Annotated in this window: 13 protein-coding genes; all 13 read right to left on the minus strand. The window is 60.9% G+C overall.

Annotation, left to right across the window (positions count from 1 at the left end; all coding sequences use genetic code 11):
- Positions 1-43: 43 nt before the first annotated feature.
- The 13 genes from ACIQV9_RS16385 to hutH (ACIQV9_RS16445) all read right to left on the minus strand — a co-directional run bounded on the left by ACIQV9_RS16385 (position 44) and on the right by hutH (ACIQV9_RS16445) (position 16,745).
- Positions 44-778: an amino acid ABC transporter ATP-binding protein gene (locus ACIQV9_RS16385; RefSeq protein ID WP_403103311.1), complete on the minus strand. Its 735-nt coding sequence runs from the start codon at positions 776-778 to the stop codon at positions 44-46.
- Positions 771-1,730: an amino acid ABC transporter permease gene (locus ACIQV9_RS16390; protein WP_403103313.1), complete on the minus strand. Its 960-nt coding sequence runs from the start codon at positions 1,728-1,730 to the stop codon at positions 771-773. Before ACIQV9_RS16390 ends, ACIQV9_RS16385 begins: the two co-directional genes overlap by 8 nt.
- 90 nt (positions 1,731-1,820) lie before the next feature.
- Complete coding sequence (locus tag ACIQV9_RS16395; protein ID WP_403103315.1) at positions 1,821-2,618, minus strand: transporter substrate-binding domain-containing protein; 798 nt, start codon at positions 2,616-2,618, stop codon at positions 1,821-1,823.
- 322 nt (positions 2,619-2,940) lie between these two features.
- Positions 2,941-5,511: a glucans biosynthesis glucosyltransferase MdoH gene (mdoH, locus tag ACIQV9_RS16400; protein ID WP_403103317.1), complete on the minus strand. Its 2,571-nt coding sequence runs from the start codon at positions 5,509-5,511 to the stop codon at positions 2,941-2,943.
- The gene (locus tag ACIQV9_RS16405; protein ID WP_403103319.1) at positions 5,504-7,333 is read right to left on the minus strand and encodes a glucan biosynthesis protein; all 1,830 of its coding nucleotides are present in this window, start codon (positions 7,331-7,333) and stop codon (positions 5,504-5,506) included. The genes mdoH and ACIQV9_RS16405 overlap by 8 nt, the downstream gene beginning before the upstream one ends.
- 276 nt (positions 7,334-7,609) lie before the next feature.
- Positions 7,610-8,047: a D-aminoacyl-tRNA deacylase gene (gene dtd / locus ACIQV9_RS16410; RefSeq protein ID WP_109627531.1), complete on the minus strand. Its 438-nt coding sequence runs from the start codon at positions 8,045-8,047 to the stop codon at positions 7,610-7,612.
- On the minus strand, positions 8,044-9,015 hold the full coding sequence (gene pip / locus ACIQV9_RS16415) for a prolyl aminopeptidase (RefSeq protein ID WP_403103322.1): 972 nt from the start codon (positions 9,013-9,015) through the stop codon (positions 8,044-8,046). The genes dtd and pip overlap by 4 nt, the downstream gene beginning before the upstream one ends.
- Positions 9,016-9,120: 105 nt before the next feature.
- A complete protein-coding gene (locus ACIQV9_RS16420) occupies positions 9,121-10,038 on the minus strand; it encodes an alpha/beta hydrolase (RefSeq protein WP_403103324.1) in 918 nt (305 codons plus the stop codon).
- A 182-nt stretch (positions 10,039-10,220) separates the two neighbouring features.
- Positions 10,221-11,177, minus strand: coding sequence for a choline ABC transporter substrate-binding protein (locus ACIQV9_RS16425; RefSeq protein ID WP_403103327.1), 957 nt, complete (start codon positions 11,175-11,177; stop codon positions 10,221-10,223).
- Between the two features lie 245 nt (positions 11,178-11,422).
- The gene (gene hutG / locus ACIQV9_RS16430) at positions 11,423-12,223 is read right to left on the minus strand and encodes an N-formylglutamate deformylase (protein WP_403103330.1); all 801 of its coding nucleotides are present in this window, start codon (positions 12,221-12,223) and stop codon (positions 11,423-11,425) included.
- A 10-nt stretch (positions 12,224-12,233) separates the two neighbouring features.
- Entirely contained in the window at positions 12,234-13,439 is a 1,206-nt protein-coding gene (gene hutI / locus ACIQV9_RS16435) for an imidazolonepropionase (RefSeq protein ID WP_403103333.1), read from the minus strand.
- 130 nt (positions 13,440-13,569) lie between these two features.
- Positions 13,570-15,102: a histidine ammonia-lyase gene (hutH, locus tag ACIQV9_RS16440; RefSeq protein WP_403103336.1), complete on the minus strand. Its 1,533-nt coding sequence runs from the start codon at positions 15,100-15,102 to the stop codon at positions 13,570-13,572.
- Positions 15,103-15,221: 119 nt separating this feature from the next.
- Positions 15,222-16,745, minus strand: coding sequence for a histidine ammonia-lyase (gene hutH, locus ACIQV9_RS16445; protein WP_403103339.1), 1,524 nt, complete (start codon positions 16,743-16,745; stop codon positions 15,222-15,224).
- Positions 16,746-16,863: the final 118 nt, after the last annotated feature.

Here is a 16,863-nt window from a genome sequence, read left to right on the forward strand (position 1 = left end):
GGGAGCGGGCTTGCCCGCGATGGCGGTTCGTCAGGCGCTGAAGTCAGAGAACCTGCCGCAAGAACGCCTGAGCCCGCGGATCCTTCGGCGCATCGAAGAATTCCGCCGGCGAGGCATCTTCCAGCAATTTGCCGTGATCGAAGAACAGCACCCGATCCGCCACTTCCCTGGCAAAGCCCATTTCGTGGGTGACGCAGACCATGGTCATGCCTTCCACGGCCAGGGTTTTCATCACGTCCAGCACTTCGCCGACCATTTCCGGATCAAGTGCCGACGTCGGCTCATCGAACAGCATGACCTTGGGTTCCATGGCCAATGCCCGGGCAATCGCCACGCGCTGTTGCTGACCGCCGGACAGGCGCGATGGAAACTCGTTGGCCTTCTGCGCAATGCCGACCTTCTCCAACAACGCCAGGGCCTTGGCCTCGCGCTCCTTCTTGCCACGCTTGCGCACGACTTTCTGCGCCAGGCAGAGGTTTTCCAGCACGGTCATGTGCGGGAACAGGTTGAAATGCTGGAACACCATGCCAACTTCGCGACGGTAGGCATTCACGTCGGTTTTCGGGTCGGCCAGTTGCAGGCCGTCGATGCTCACCGAGCCCGAATCGAACTCTTCCAGGCCGTTGAGGCAACGCAGGAAAGTGGACTTGCCGGAACCGGACGGGCCGATCACTACCAGCACTTCGCCCTTGGACACGTGCGTCGTGACGTTATCCACCGCGCGAACCACCTGGCCACGGGTGTCGAAGACTTTTACCAGATCGCGGACTTCAATCACTTTGCGCGAGCCTCCGCTCAAGCCGGCTGGCGATTTTCGACAGCGGCAGGTTGATCAACAGGTACAACCCGGCCACGCAGAACAGGATTTCGAACGGCGAAAACGAGGTGGTGATGACTTCGCGGCCGCTTTTCAGCAGCTCGGTAATCGCGATCACCGACACCAGCGAAGTGTCCTTGACCAGACTGATGAACTGCCCGGCCAGCGGCGGTAGCACCCGCTTCAAGGCTTGCGGCAGCACCACATGGCGCATCGACTGGCCCGCGCTCAAGCCCAGCGAGCGCGCGGCTTCGTTCTGGCCACGGGCGATCGACTGCACGCCGGAGCGGATGATCTCAGCCACATAGGCGCCGGTGAACAGCGACAGCGCAGCGATCCCGGCGAACTCCCGGGACAGGTTCATCACCGTTCCGATGAAGAAGTAGAAAATGAAAATCTGCACCAGCAGCGGCGTACCGCGCACCAGTTCGACATAGATGGTCGAGAGATCGCGCAAAGTCGGGTTGTTCGAGAGGCGACACAAGCCCGTGGCGAGGCCGATCAGCAGCCCGAGCACCCCAGACACCACGGACAACCACAAGGTGGTCCAAAGACCCCACATCAGCGGTCCGGCAGCCCAATGGCGAGTCACGCCGATCACGTCGCCTTCCGCCACGTCATCGCCTTGGGCGACTTGCAGGCTGTTGTCGTCGACGGTAACACGTTGCTCGTCGCCTGCGTCATTGCGCAGGGTGACCTCGGCTTTATCGCCCTTGCGCACCAGTTCACTGACGGTGGAGGTGTCGGCGGCGCGCTGGGATTCTTCGGCGTGGTAGGCGAAGTATTGCGGTACGCGGTTCCAGCGCCATTCGTAGGACATCAGCGAGGTGGCGTAATACAACGCGCCGGCCAGGCCGATCAGCAGCAGCACGGTTAATACGTGCCACGGCCATTGGGCTTTTTTCTGTTTCATTTGCTCTGAACATTCCGAATTCTGTGTCGCCAGGGAGGCCGCCTTCGCGGGCTTGCCCGCGAATGGAGCGACTCGGTTTATCTGACCGAGTTACTCCATGTCCTTCTGCCAGGCAGTGTCCTTGAACCACTTGTCATGGATGCGATCGTAGGTGCCGTCTTCGTGGATCTGGTGCAGGAAGTTGTTGATGAAGTTGATGCTGTCGTAATCACCCTTCTTCAGGCCGAAGGCCAGCGGCTCGTAGGTGAATGGCTTGTCGAGGAACACCAGTTTGCCGGCGCCGACCTTGTTCACGGCCACGACGTTATACGGCGCGTCGTAGATGAAGGCGTCGGCCTTGCCGTTGACCACGTCGAGCACGGCTTCCTGTTCGTTGTCGTAGCCGTGGTACTTGGCCTTGGAGATCAGCTTCTTGGCGACCATCTCACCGGTAGTGCCGAGCTTGGACGTGATGCGGTAGTCGGCGGTGTTCAGGTCTTTGTAGGACTTGATGGTGCCTTCCAGCTCTTTGCGGATCAGCAGGGTCTGGCCGACCACGATGAACGGTTCGCTGAAGTTCAGGCGCAGGTTGCGCTCCTGGGTCAGGGTCATGCCGCTGCCGATCATGTCGAACTTGTCGGTGAGCAGGGCCGGAATGATCCCGTCGTAGCCGGTGGACACCAGCTCCAGTTTGACGCCCATCGCCTTGGTCATGGCTTTGAGGATGTCGACTTCGAAACCGATGATCTCGCCGCGCTTGTTAGTCATTTCGAACGGCATGTACGTCGGGTCCATGCCGACTTTCAGCGTGCCGCGCTTGACCGCGTCGTCGATGGCACCGGCCTGCGCCGCGCTGACTGCAACCCATGCCGTGACGCCGACCAGCAGCATCGACAGATACTTCTTCATCATCAAGTCCCCAAAACCATTGCGTTGTGAGACGCGCAAACGGCGGATTCCCGTCAGGAAACCGGCCGATACGAACAGAAAATTGTCCGGGCGCACCAATTCGGGGACGGATGCTAACGCACTCGTTTGTTTGCACAAGGGTTTAAGCAGGAATTGTTGCTCTAACGCTGATCGCTCCCACGCTCTGCGTGGGAATGCATCCTGTGACGCTCTGCGTCACGCTTGAAAAGGGACGCAGAGCGTCCCGGGCGGCGTTCCCACGCAGAGCGTGGGAACGATCATCAGCGCAAAAAAAAGCCCCGCTGGTTAGCGGGGCTGTTTGTTACGCCAACTGAGGCTGCGCACTCAGCGGTTTAAGCGGTAGCAGCGGTGCATGCGGATCGGCTTTCACCGATTTGCGCCAGGCCGCCAGCCACTCGGGGTGGCTTTCATTCCAGATCTGCTCGTGTAAGCGAGCCAATGCCACCGGATCGCTCAGCAGTTGCACACGTTCATTGTTGTTCAGGCCTTCAGGCCCGACTTTCAATGCATGACGCACCCGCTCGATCCGCAACCATTCGACCGGCTCGGCCTGACCGTGACGCGAGGTCGCCAGCGAGCACGCCAAGGCGTTCTGCTGTGGATCGACCACCGCGCGGGTGAAGCCGTCGTTCAGTGCATGCCAACGGTTTTCGTGGGTGTACTGATCGGTTGCCAGCAACGCCTGTGGCGGATTGTATTCCTCAGGGATCAGGAACAGGCTCTCGTCACGAGACTTGAGGCCCAGTCCGACGCGGCTGGAAATCACCGACACCGGAATCGACAGCATCAACGAACCGACGATCGGCACCAGCCACCACAGGAAGCTCGGGTTCAACCAGACCACCAGCAGGGCCCAGAAGAAGCCCAGCAAGGTTTGCGGACCGTGGCGCTTGACCGCTTCGCTCCATGGCGTGGAGTCGTCGTCACGTTGTGGCGAGTTCCAGGTCGCGGCCCAGCCGAGGAACGCGGCGAGTACGAAACGGGTGTGGAAAATCATCCGTACCGGCGCCAGCAGCATGGAGAACAGTACCTCCAGCAGCATCGACATCGTTACCTTGAACTTGCCACCGAACTCTTTCGCACCTTTGGCCCAGATCAGGAGGATGCTCAACAGCTTCGGCAGAAACAGCAGCACAATCGTCGTCGAGAACAGCGCAATCGCCTTGTCCGGGTGCCATTGCGGCCACAGCGGATAGAGTTGGCGCGGCTCAAGGAAGTACTGCGGTTCCATCAGGGTGTTGACCGCCAGCAGCGCCGTCGACAACACGAGGAAGAAGAACCACAACGGCGCCGACAGGTAAGACATCACGCCGGTCAGGAACACCGCGCGGTGCACAGGGTGCATGCCCTTGACCAGGAACAGACGGAAGTTCATCAGGTTGCCGTGGCACCAGCGACGGTCACGCTTGAGTTCGTCCAGCAGGTTCGGCGGCAATTCTTCATAGCTGCCCGGCAAGTCATAGGCAATCCACACGCCCCAGCCGGCGCGGCGCATCAGCGCCGCTTCAACGAAGTCGTGGGACAGAATTGCACCGGCAAACGCGCCTTTACCGGGCAACGGCGCCAGGGCGCAGTGCTCGATGAACGGCTTCATGCGGATGATCGCGTTGTGGCCCCAGTAGTGGGATTCGCCCAACTGCCAGAAGTGCAGGCCGGCGGTGAACAGCGGACCGTACACGCGGGTCGCAAACTGCTGCATACGCGCATAAAGGGTGTCCATGCCCGACGCACGCGGCGCGGTCTGGATGATCCCGGCGTCCGGCGTAGCTTCCATCAAGCGCACCAGACTGGTCAGGCAGTCACCGCTCATCACGGAGTCTGCGTCGAGCACGACCATGTACTTGTAGTCACCGCCCCAGCGACGGCAGAAGTCGTCGAGGTTGCCGCTTTTACGTTTCACACGACGACGACGACGGCGATAGAAAATCTTGCCGAAGCCCTTGGCTTCACGGCAGACATCCAGCCAGGCCTGTTGCTCGGCCACGCAGATGTCCGCGTCGTTACTGTCGCTGAGGACGAAGAAGTCGAAACGATCCAGGTCACCCGTGGCCGCCACCGACTCGAAGGTCGCGCGCAATCCGGCAAACACGCGCGGCACGTCTTCGTTGCAGATCGGCATCACCAGTGCGGTGCGTGCGTCCTTGGCGATCGGCTCGTTGCCGGCACTTTTACCGGAGATGCGGTATTTATCGTGGCCGGTGAGCAGTTCGAGGAAGCCCATCAGCGCGGTCCAGAAACCGGCCGAGACCCAGCAGAACAGAATCCCGAACAGAATCAGGATGCTGGTTTGCAGCGCATACGGCAGCACTTGCGTGACGGTTTGCAGGATCGGTTGATGCAGAACTTCGTTCAGGTCGACGAACGACCAGCCCTGGTACGGCATGATGCCTTTCATGTACCAGCCGGCGACGATGGTTTGACCCAGCATCAGGACCAGCAAAATGTAACGCCGGATCGAACCGACGGTGCGCCAGCGGGCCGCCGGCAGCACGTTCTCGTCTTTCGGCGGGGCCGGTGGATTGGTGCGACCGGTCAGACGCCGCCAGCCACGCACCAGAATGTTGGTGCGCCAAGGCTCCGGCACGACTTTGGTCCGGCGGATCGGCGGGGTGGCCTTGAGGCAAACCCGACCACTGGCGTCGACCGCCAGCATTTCCGCTTCTTCCAGCTCTTCAGCAGAATTCAGGGTCAAGCGACGGCCTACCGAGGCTTGCGCAGCCTCGACCGGTGCGTCGAACGTCGATGACGACAGACGCCGGTGCAATTCGCTGAAGGACTGGCAGCCCGCGAGTTCCGCGCGCTGCTGGTCGGTCATCGGTAGATGCGCCAGATACTCGGCAAGAGTCTCTGGCTGTACTTGAGAATTACTCATCGGCAGGCAACTGGTAGCTCCAGGTCTCGGTCAGGACTTCTTCAGTCGAGGCCGATTCCGGTGTGGCTGGGGCCGCGTCCGCAGCAACAGGCTGCTTGGCGTCTTTGTTGTCCTTGTCCTTGTCCTTGGTATCGGCAACTGGCTTCGCGTCAGCCTGCTTGGCTTCGGCTTGCTTGGCGTCCTTGGCTTCCTTGTCCGCCTTCTCTTGTTGCTTGGCGGCGACTTTGTCGGCCTTGGCAACAGACGAATTGGAGACTGGCAGCGAATTCTTGGAGAGGTCGCCCGGTACGATGTTCTCGACCAGTGCTGCACGCATCTCGGTAGGCTTGCCCGGATCCTTGATTTTCATCCGCAGGGTCAGGCGCCAGCCCTTGGTTTCAGGGTTGTAACGCACGCTGTTCTCGACCAGCTCGGCATTGTCGCCAACGCTGACCTGGCTGCGAACGTCTGCAGTTTCCGGCAGTGCCGCCAGCGACGGACCTTCGAAGTCCACCAGATAGGCAACGCTGCCATCCGGCTGACGGATCAGGTTGGACTGTTTCACGTCACCCGTGGAGCGCAGGGTCTGTTGGACCCAGGCGCTGTCCGGTGCGTGAAGAGCGGCTTCGTCGATGGTCCAGTGCATGCGATAGGCGACGTCCAGCGGCTGGCCAGGCTCCGGCAGTTTTTCCGGACTCCAGAAGGCAACGATATTGTCGTTGGTTTCGTCGGCAGTCGGAATCTCTACCAGATCGACGGAGCCCTTGCCCCAATCGCCTTTTGGTTCGATCCAGGCACTTGGGCGCTTGTCGTAGCGGTCGTCGAGGTCTTCGTAGTGGCTGAAGTCGCGGCCACGTTGCAGCAAACCGAAACCACGCGGGTTCTCGATCGAGAAGTTGCTCACGGCCAGGTGTTTCGGATTGTTCAGTGGACGCCAGATCCACTCGCCGTTGCCGGCATGGATCGACAGACCGCTGGAGTCATGCAGTTCACGACGGTAGTTCAGTACTTTCGACGGCTGGTTGGCGCCGAACAGGAACATGCTGGTCAGCGGTGCAACGCCTAGCTTGGTGACCTTGTCACGCAGGAACATCTGCGCCTTGACGTCAACAATGGTGTCGCTGCCCGGACGCACGGTCAGGCGATAGGCACCGGTAGCGCGTGGTGAATCCAGCAGCGCGAAGATCACCAGGTGCTTGTCACCCGGTTTTGGCTGTTGAATCCAGAATTCGGTGAAGCGCGGGAATTCTTCGCCGGACGGCAATGCGGTATCGATGGCCATGCCGCGAGCGGACAAGCCATAGGTGTGACCCTTGCCGACAACGCGGAAGTAGCTCGCGCCGAGCATGGTCATGATTTCGTCTTGCTTGTCGGCCTTGTTGATCGGGTAAAGCACGCGGAAACCGGCATAACCCAGTTGCTCGGTGGCTTTAGGATCGAACTGGACATCGCCGAAATCGAAACGACTAGGGTCGTATTTGATCTCTTCGACGGTGTTCGCCGTGATTTCGTTGATTTTCACCGGCGTATCGAAGTGCATGCCCTGGTGATAGAACGAAAGCTTGAACGGGGTTTTCTGATCGGCCCACTCGGCTTTTTCAGTGCGGAAACGAATTTTTTGATAGTCCGCGAATTTCATTTCGCGGAATTCGTTCGGCAGGTTACTGCGCGGGGCTTCGTATTTTTGTCCGGCCAGCTCTTTCGCCTTGACCGATACGTCATCCAGATTGAATGCCCAAATCTGGCCGGCGCTGAGCAGGCAGAGCAGTGCAGAGCCCGCTACCAGAGCGCTTCGGAACCGTTTGGCAGTCAATTTTGGTGCATTACAGGGACTAACAATCACGAGCAACCCTCGCCGAAAACAGATCAAAAAACCAACGGCCAGCTATCTATATGCCAGGTTGGCGAGCATTGTTCCGACTCCTATGGGGCTAAATGATTCCCCAACAGGTCCCGGACAAGTCTCTACCTAAGTCAAAATGGACCAACGAACGCTGATCCCCGTAGCGCGCGATTATCTAGTAGGCCGCGTTACAACGCATCAGGGGTAACAAAGTATTTATCGCGAAAACCCCCTGTTTTCAGTCGAAAAGCCCTGAAAAACATGTTTCAAACGCTTTCACGTCTGTAACAGGAAGGTGACCGGGCCATCATTGACCAGGTGCACCTGCATATCCGCGCCGAATCTACCTGATGCCACAGTGCCATGCACCTGTTTCGCTTTGCTTAATAAATAGTCGAAAAGCTCCTCGCCCAGGGCCGGAGGGGCAGCGGTCGAAAAACTCGGGCGCAACCCGCTCTTGGTGTCAGCGGCCAGGGTGAACTGCGAGACCAGCAGCAACCCACCGCTTACATCCGCCAAGGACAGATTCATCTTGCCCTCGGCATCACTGAATACTCGATAGTTAAGCAGTTTATGCAGAAGTTTGTCGGCGCTGGCCCGAGTATCCTCGGGTTCGACCGCCACCAGCACCAACAAACCCTGATCCACCGCCCCCACCACCTCCCCCGCTACCTCGACTCGCGCGCCACGAACGCGTTGCAGCAGGCCCTTCATGCTTCTTCGGGCGGCAGGTCGAGCAAGCGGCGAGCCATCTGCCCGGCGGCACGCACCAGCGCATCGGTGATACCCGGCTCGGACGCGGCGTGGCCCGCGTCGCGGATCACCTGGAGTTCGCTGTTCGGCCAGGCTTGATGCAGTTCCCAGGCATTGTCCAGCGGGCAGATCACGTCATAACGACCGTGGACGATCACGCCTGGCAAATGGGCGATCTTGCCCATATCGCGAATCAGCTGGTTCGGCTCAAGGAAGGCATTGTTGGTGAAGTAGTGGCATTCGATGCGTGCGATGGACAACGCGCGCTGTGGCTCGGAGAAGCGATCGACCACCAGCGGGTTCGGACGCAAGGTCGCGGTCCGGCCTTCCCAGGTGGACCAGGCCTTGGCCGCATGCATCTGGGCGATCTGATCGTTGCCGGTCAGGCGCTTGTGGAAAGCGCTGAGCAAGTCGCCGCGCTCATCCAATGGAATGGGCGCGACGTAGTCCTGCCAGTAATCGGGGAACAGACGGCTGGCGCCACACTGGTAGAACCACTCGATTTCCTGCGGACGGCAGAGAAAAATCCCGCGCAGAATCAGGCCGTGTACACGCTCCGGGTGGGTTTGCGCGTAGGCCAGCGCCAGGGTCGACCCCCAGGAGCCGCCGAACAGTACCCATTTGTCGATGCCCAGGTGTTTGCGAATTCGCTCAAGGTCGGCGACCAGATCCCAAGTGGTGTTGTTTTCAAGACTGGCGTGGGGCGTGGAACGACCGCAACCGCGCTGGTCGAACGTTACGATGCGGTAAAGGTTCGGATCGAAGTACCGGCGGCTCTGGGCATCGCACCCGGCGCCGGGGCCGCCGTGGATGAACACCACCGGCAAACCTTCCGGTGAACCGCTTTCGTCGACGTACAGGGTGTGAGTTTCATCGACGGCCAGATCGTGCCGGGCGTGGGGTTTGATCTGCGGGTACAAAGTCTGCATTGCGCGCTCCGTAAGGGGTCGAGGTCATCCCTGGGGGGACTTCTATTATTCTGCCGTCCGGCATCATAAACCCGAATTACGCCAATGAGCATGCCCCTTGCAGCGTCACAGCCTGTCAGCCAAATACCCGAGCAGCGTTTCATAGAGCAAGTCGACCTCGGCGACCTGGCCCCGGGCTCGCAAACAGCCGTGAACCAGCCCCTCACCGTAATAAAGCGTGGTGGGCACACCGGCGGCCTGCAGGTGCTCGGCGTAGAGCACGCCGTCATCGCGCAGCGGGTCGAATTGCGCCACGGCGATCAATGCCGGCGGCAGCCCGCCGAAGTGTCCGGCGAGCAACGGCATGGCATAGGCGCCCGGCTGTCGGGTGCCGCGCAAGTACAGGGCGTGATAACAATCCACATCGCTGCTGGCGAGCAACGGCGCGTCGATGCATTCGCTGCGCGACGGCAATGGGTGATCGCCGCCCAGCCCCGGATAGATCAACACCTGCGCCGCCGGCAATGGCTCGCCCGCATCCCGCAACGCCAGACAAAGCGCGGCTGCGAGATTGCCACCGGCGCTGTCCCCCGCCACCAGCGTGCGCCCGGGATCAAGCCGAAAAGGTCCGGTTCGCAGCGCGCGCCAAACCCCCAGGCAATCATTGAACGCCGCCGGAAACGGCTGTTCCGGCGCCAATCGATAATCGACCGCGATCACCAGCACGCCGAGTGTCGACGCCAGTTCGGCGCAGATGAAGTCGTGGGAATCCAGATCCCCCACCACCCACCCGCCGCCGTGTAAATACACAATGCACGGCGCACCGCCGGTCGGAGGTGAATCCGGTGGCTGATAGGACCGCACTGGCACCCCGGCCAATTCGAAATCGACCACATACAGCCCGGAGGGACGCGGCGGGGTGAACGCCCGGCACATCTCGCTGTAGGCCTGACGCAACCCGTCGAGACTGCTGTCGGTGCTGTTGAAGCTGACGGTTTTCTCGACGAATGCCGACATTTGTTTGGATAAAGGATAAGAGGCCATGAGTTCGCTGTCAGTCGATCAGAAAATTGTGAATGAGGGCTTTTGTGGCGAGGGGGCTTGCCCCCGTTCGAGTGCGCAGCGCTCGCAAAATCCATACTCAATCCAGGATTTTGGGGCCGCTTCGCAGCCCAACGGGGGCAAGCCCCCTCGCCACAGGATGTACACTCACCCTTACTGATTCGTCAGTTTTTCAGGCTGGCTTGTACGGTGGATACGCCATCCTTGCCATCAAAACTGCTGACCCCTGCCAACCAGCGCTGAAGGTCTTCCGGATGATCACGCAGCCATTGGCGGGCAACGTCCTGAGGCGTCTTGCGCTCCATGATCGGAACCATCAACTGGCTTTCCTGGGCAGCGGTGAAGGTCAGGTTTTGCAACAGGCGATTCACGTTCGGGCAACGCTCGGCATAGTCCGGGGACGTCACGGTCGAGACCGTCGCCGCGCCTTCGTTCGGGCCATAGACGTCTTCGCTGCCGGTCAGGTAGGCGATCTTCATGTTGATGTTCATCGGGTGCGGGGTCCAGCCGACGAACACCACGAACTCCTTGCGGTTCACCGCCCGCTGAACGGCCGCGAGCATGCCGGCCTCACCGGACTCGATCAGCTTGAAATCCTTCAGGCCGAATTGATTGGTCTCGATCATGGTTTTGATGGTGGTGTTGGCGCCGCTGCCCGGCTCGATGCCATAGATCTTGCCGCCGAGCTGATCTTTGAATTTAGCGATGTCGGCGAAGGTTTTCAGGCCTGCAGCCGCGACATAGTCCGGGACTGCGAGGGTCGCCTGAGCATCGGCCAGGCTCGGTTTGTCCATGACCTTCACTTGATTGGCGGCTACGAACGGCGCGATGTTCTTGTCCATCGCCGGTTCCCAGTAACCGAGGAAGATATCGAGGCGTTTGTCGCGGATGCCGGCGAAGATGATTTGCTGCACAGCGCTGGTTTGCTTGCTTTCGTAACCGAGGCCGTTGAGCAACACGTCAGCCATGCCGCTGGTGGCGATCACATCGGTCCAGTTGACCACGCCCATGCGCACGGCCTTGCAGGACGCGTCGTCACTGGCCAGGACGCTGGTGCTCAGAAGAGCGGTGCCGCAGAGGATTGAGAGACAGCGGGTGAACAAACCTTTGGTGCTGGTCATAGAGAGCGTTCTCGTGCGGCAGATTATTGTGAGGGCCGGTGTCTTCGTGCACCGTGTCCAGCACATTACGCAGCGTCGAGAGGGTAAAAGCGAACTGTGGCGACCGAGATTTGCACGGTGGCGACTTGATAGCCACGTGCTGATCGTTCCCACGCTCTGCGTGGGAATGCAGCCCGTGACGCTCCGCGTCACTGGACGCGGAGCGTCCCTTGAGGCATTCCCACGCGGAGCGTGGGAACGATCCGTCACGCGTAGTGCTTTTGGCCCCAGGCCAGCAGGCCTTGCAGCAATTCCTTGAGCACCACTTGCGTCGGCTCAGCCAGGTCGGGGCGATAGCGGAACGGCTCGAACTCTTCCATGTAGGTGCACTGCCCCAACTCCAGTTGCACCGCATGGATGTTTTCGGACGGGTTGCCGTAATGCCGGGTGATGTGGCCGCCCTTGAAGCGACCGTTCAGCACATGGCTGTAATCGCCGTGGCGCGCGCAGATGGCTTCCAGCTGAGTGGCCAACTGCGGATCGCAACTCGCGCCGTTAAAGGTGCCGAGGTTGAAGTCCGGCAGCTTGCCGTCGAACAGGTGCGGGATGATCGAGCGGATCGAATGCGCATCGAACAGCAGCGCGTAGCCGAACTCGGCTTTCAGTCGCGCCAGTTCGTTCTGCAGGGTGGTGTGATACGGCGTCCACACCTGCTCCAGATACGTCGCACGCTCAGCCGCCGACGGCTCCATCCCTTCACGGAACAATGGAATGCCGTCGAACAGCGTCGCCGGGTACAGGCCAGTGGTCGCGCCAACATACAAAGGCTTGTCGTCGGACGGCCGGTTCAGGTCGATGACAAACCGCGAGTATTCAGCGGCCAAGGTGCTGGCACCCAGCTCGGCGGCAAATTCATAAAGCTTCGGGATGTGCCAGTCGGTGTCCGGCAGACTTTTCGCGTCGGGAATCAACCCGGCTTCCACCGCCGAAGTCAGGCGCAAGCCGGCGTGGGGCATGCTGATCAGCAGCGGCACGCGGCCTTGTTTGAAGTTCAGAACCTTATCCACAACTGCTCTCCTAAACGCTCGTTTCGACGCCGTGACGCACGACGCGTTTTTCCAGGTCACCGCCCAGCCAGTACGACAGGTCGGCGGGACGATCGATTTGCCAGGCGACGAAATCCGCGACCTTGCCGGCTTCCAGCGAACCGTGCGTGTCGGCCATGCCCAACGCGGTGGCGGCATGAATCGTTGCGCCCGCCAAGGCCTCTTCCGGAGTCATGCGCAAACAGGTGCAGGCCATGTTGAGCATCAAGCGCAACGACAACGCCGGCGAAGTGCCGGGGTTGAGATCGCTGGCGATGGCGATTTTCACGCCGTGTTTGCGCAGGGCATCCATCGGCGGCAATTGAGTTTCACGCAGGAAGTAGAACGCACCCGGCAGCAGCACCGCGACGGTGCCGGACTTGGCCATGGCGATGGCGTCGTCTTCGTCCATAAACTCCAGGTGATCGGCGGACAGAGCGTGGTAACGCGCGGCCAGGCTCGACCCGTGCAGCGATGACAATTGCTCGGCGTGCAGCTTCACCGGCAGACCCAGTTCTTGCGCGGTGATGAACACGCGCTCGACTTGTGCCGGCGAAAACGCCAGGTATTCGCAGAACGCGTCCACCGCATCCACCAGCCCTTCAGCGGCCAGGGCCGGGAGCATTTCAGCGCAGATGTGATCGATGTAGTCGTCGGCGCGATCCGCGTATTCCGGCGGCAGCGCGTGAGCGGCGAGGCAGGTGCTGCGCACGCTGACTGGCAGTTCGGCACCGAGGCGACGGATGACGCGCAGGATCTTGCGTTCACTGGCCAGGTCGAGGCCGTAGCCGGATTTCATTTCGACCGTGGTCACGCCATCGCGCATCAGGCTTTTCAGACGCTTGGCGGCGCTGGCAAACAGCTCATCTTCGGTCGCTGCACGGGTGGCGCGCACGGTGCTGGCGATGCCGCCACCGGCCGCGGCGATTTCCGCATAGCTGACGCCTTGCAGGCGCTGTTCGAATTCACCGCTGCGGTTACCGCCGAACACCGTGTGGGTGTGGCAGTCGATCAGGCCCGGGGTGACCCAGGCCCCTTTCAAATCGTTCACCGCAGGGTACTCACCCGACGGCAGTTCACTGCGCGGGCCGACCCACTCAATGTGCGCACCGGACGTCACAATGGCCGCGTCCTCGATGATCGAGTAGACGCCTTGCGCCATGGTTGCGACGTGGCAGTGTTGCCAGAGAGTTTTCATCCCGAGTTCCTCGTCTTTGATCGTTCCCACGCTCCGCGTGAGAATGCAGCCGGTGACGCTCCGCGTCACTGGACGCGGAGCGTCCCTAGAGGCATTCCCACGCGGAGCGTGGGAACGATCTGTGGGTGGGTTATAGGCTAGGCAGCAACTTCGTTACGACCAGTTCGCTCAGGCAACGCGTCGCCAGCAGCTCGGTCGCCGCGTTGATGTCCGGCGCAAAGAAGCGGTCCTTCTCATAAAACGGCACTTCGTTACGCAGAATCCCGCGCGCCTTTTCCAGCTTCGCCGAGGTCTTCAGGCCTTCACGCAAATCCAGCCCCTGAACGGCCGCCAACCACTCCACCGCCAAAACGCCGCGAGTGTTTTCCGCCATTTCCCATAGACGCTTGCCCGCAGCCGGCGCCATCGACACGTGGTCTTCCTGGTTCGCGGAAGTCGGCAGGCTGTCCACCGAATGCGGATGGGACAACGCCTTGTTCTCGCTGGCCAGTGCCGCCGCGGTCACCTGAGCGATCATGAAACCGGAGTTCACGCCGCCATTGGCCACCAGGAACGGCGGCAGTTGCGACATGTGCTTGTCCATCATCAGCGAGATGCGGCGTTCGCTCAGGGAGCCGATTTCAGCGATGGCCAGGGCCATGTTGTCAGCGGCCATGGCCACCGGTTCGGCGTGGAAGTTTCCGCCGGAGATCACGTCGCCTTCAGCGGCAAACACCAGCGGGTTGTCGGAGACCGCGTTGGCCTCGACGGCCAGCACTTCAGCGGCCTGACGGAACTGAGTCAGGCAGGCGCCCATGACTTGTGGCTGGCAGCGCAGGGAGTACGGGTCCTGGACCTTTTCGCAGTTCTGGTGCGAGTCGGACACTTCACTGCGCTCGCCCAGCAGATCGCGGTAAGCGGCAGCGGCGTCGATCTGGCCTTTCTGGCCACGTGCGGCGTGGATGCGCGCATCGAACGGCGAGCGCGAGCCCAGCACCGCTTCGACCGTCAGGGCACCAATCGCCACGGCACCGGCGAACAGATCTTCGCCTTCGAACAGACCGCGCAGCGCATAAGCGGTCGACACCTGAGTGCCGTTGAGCAGCGCCAGGCCTTCTTTCGCCGCCAGGGTCAGCGGGGTCAGACCGGCGACTTTCAGCGCTTCGGTCGCTTCCATCCACTCGCCTTTGTAGCGAGCCTTGCCTTCACCCAGCAACACCAGGGACATGTGGGCCAAAGGCGCCAGATCGCCGGAGGCACCGACCGAACCTTTCAACGGAATGTGCGGGTAAACCTCGGCGTTGATCAGCGCGATCAAAGCGTCGATCACGACGCGGCGAATCCCGGAGAAACCACGGCTCAGGCTGTTGACCTTGAGCACCATGACCAACCGCACCAGCGCATCGCTGATCGGCTCGCCGACACCGGCGGCATGGGACAACACCAGCGAGCGCTGGAGTTTTTCCAGGTCTTCGCTGGCGATGCGGGTCGAGGCCAGCAGGCCAAAACCGGTGTTGATGCCGTAGGCAGTGCGGTTCTCGGCGAGGATCTGTTCCACGCAGGCAACGCTGGCTTCGATCTGCTTTGATGCACTGTTGTCGAGGGTGATTTTGACCGGGTGCTGATAGATATCACGCAGTTGGGCAAGGCTCAGTTGGCCGGGAATCAGGTTTAGCGCAGTCACTTTTGTTCTCCTTTTGAGAGTCTTTTTGTTAACTAACCAGACGCTCCGGAAATGTCCGTTGTCCGTCGCTTCCCGCCTTGTGGGGGGCTGGCGCCTTGGCACGCTGGTTTGATGTGGAATCAGTTGAGGTTCGGTAAAGCCTTGTGCAGCAAATTCGGGTCTTTCAACACGCCGGCAGCGACGGCAATGTCCGGCGCCAACCAACGGTCCTGATCGTAAGCCGGGACGCGTTCACGCAGTAGACGCCATGCGGCATCGGTGCCTGCGCCAAAACGTTGTTCCTTGAGAAATTCAAACGCCTGAGCCGCCAACAGGTACTCGATGGCGAGGATCTGCGTGCAGTTTTCCAGGGCGCGGTGCAGCTTCAACGCCGCGTTGGTGCCCATGCTCAAGTGGTCTTCCTGCAGGCCCGAGGTGACGTAGTTGTCGAGCACGGCCGGTTGCGCCAACTGGCGGTTTTCCGCGCACAGCGAAGCGGCGACGTACTGGACGATCATCATCCCGGAATTCACCCCGGGATTGGCCACCAAAAACGCCGGCAGACCGCTGACGTGCGGGTTGATCAAGCGATCGAGGCGACGCTCGGCGATGGAGCCGATTTCGGCCATGGCGATGGCCAGCAAATCAGCCGCCAGTGCCACTGACTGACCGTGCGGGTTGGCCTGGGACATGATGCGGAAATTATCCGGCGTGCCCAGCAGCATCGGGTTATCGGTGACCGAGTTGAGTTCGGTTTCGATCTGGCTGATCGCGTGCGTCAGTTGATCCCGTGCAGCACCGTGGACTTGCGGGATCGAACGAATGCTCAGCGCATCCTGCGTGCGGATACCTTTGCTCGATGCAATCACTTCACTGCCATCGAGCAACGCCCGCAAATTGATGCCGACCTGCTGCATGCCCGGGTGCGGTTTGAGCGCGATGATCTCGGCATCGAACGCAGCGATCTGGCCACGCTGGGCTTCAAAACTCATGGCGCCGATCACGTCAGCCCATTGCACCAGACGCGTCGCGTCGGCAATCGCCAGACAGCTGAGGCCGGTCATGCACGGCGTGCCGTTGACCAGGCACAAGCCATCTTTGGCACCGAGCTGAACCGGTTGCAGACCTTCTTCGGCCAGGGCTTGCTGCGCGGAGACGATCTGCCCGCGATAGCTGACATTGCCGACACCCAACAGCGCGATGCCGATGTGGGCCATGTGGGTCAGGTAACCGACCGAACCCTGGGACGGCACTTGCGGGGTGATGCCGCGATTGAGCAGCGCCAGCAGCGCTTCGACCACACGGCGATGAATGCCGGACTTGCCGTGGCTGTAATTGCGGATGGCCGCGCACATGATCGCGCGAGTCTGTTCATCGGCCAGCGACGGGCCAACGCCACAGGCATGGCTGAGCAGCGTGTTGCGCGACAGTTGGCTGAGTTGTTCGTCTTTGAGCGAGACGTTGCACAAGGCACCCAGGCCTGTGTTGACGCCATAAGCGCGCTCGCCGCTGGCGACGATGCGCTGGACGATGGCCTGAGCGTTTTCGATGCGCGCCCAGGTCTGTGGCGACAGCTCAAGCTGTGCGCCATGGCGGGCGACGGCGACCACATCCTGCCAACGCAACGGGGCGTCGGCGATAACGATTTTTTCAGCTTGGGACATCTTGGACCTCATGCGTACAACCTGAATATTGATGCAGCTTTGCCGGCCTCTTCGCGGGCAAGCCTCGCTCCTACAGGGTTTGCGTCGTTCCCACATTCGGATGGCAAACACGAATCCT

Origin of the sequence: Pseudomonas sp. NPDC099000 (genome assembly GCF_044759925.1) — a bacterium.
Taxonomy (GTDB): Bacteria; Pseudomonadota; Gammaproteobacteria; order Pseudomonadales; family Pseudomonadaceae; genus Aquipseudomonas.

Bases quoted from the DNA above. Each gene is read 5' to 3' on its own strand.
- ACIQV9_RS16390 (WP_403103313.1), bottom strand. From the start codon at position 1,730: ATGAAACAGAAAAAAGCCCAATGGCCGTGGCACGTATTAACCGTGCTG.
- ACIQV9_RS16395 (WP_403103315.1), bottom strand. From the start codon at position 2,618: ATGAAGAAGTATCTGTCGATGCTGCTGGTCGGCGTCACGGCATGGGTT.
- mdoH (WP_403103317.1), bottom strand. From the start codon at position 5,511: ATGAGTAATTCTCAAGTACAGCCAGAGACTCTTGCCGAGTATCTGGCG.
- dtd (WP_109627531.1), bottom strand. From the start codon at position 8,047: ATGAAGGGCCTGCTGCAACGCGTTCGTGGCGCGCGAGTCGAGGTAGCG.
- pip (WP_403103322.1), bottom strand. From the start codon at position 9,015: ATGCAGACTTTGTACCCGCAGATCAAACCCCACGCCCGGCACGATCTG.
- ACIQV9_RS16420 (WP_403103324.1), bottom strand. From the start codon at position 10,038: ATGGCCTCTTATCCTTTATCCAAACAAATGTCGGCATTCGTCGAGAAA.
- ACIQV9_RS16425 (WP_403103327.1), bottom strand. From the start codon at position 11,177: ATGACCAGCACCAAAGGTTTGTTCACCCGCTGTCTCTCAATCCTCTGC.
- hutI (WP_403103333.1), bottom strand. From the start codon at position 13,439: ATGAAAACTCTCTGGCAACACTGCCACGTCGCAACCATGGCGCAAGGC.
- hutH (WP_403103339.1), bottom strand. From the start codon at position 16,745: ATGTCCCAAGCTGAAAAAATCGTTATCGCCGACGCCCCGTTGCGTTGG.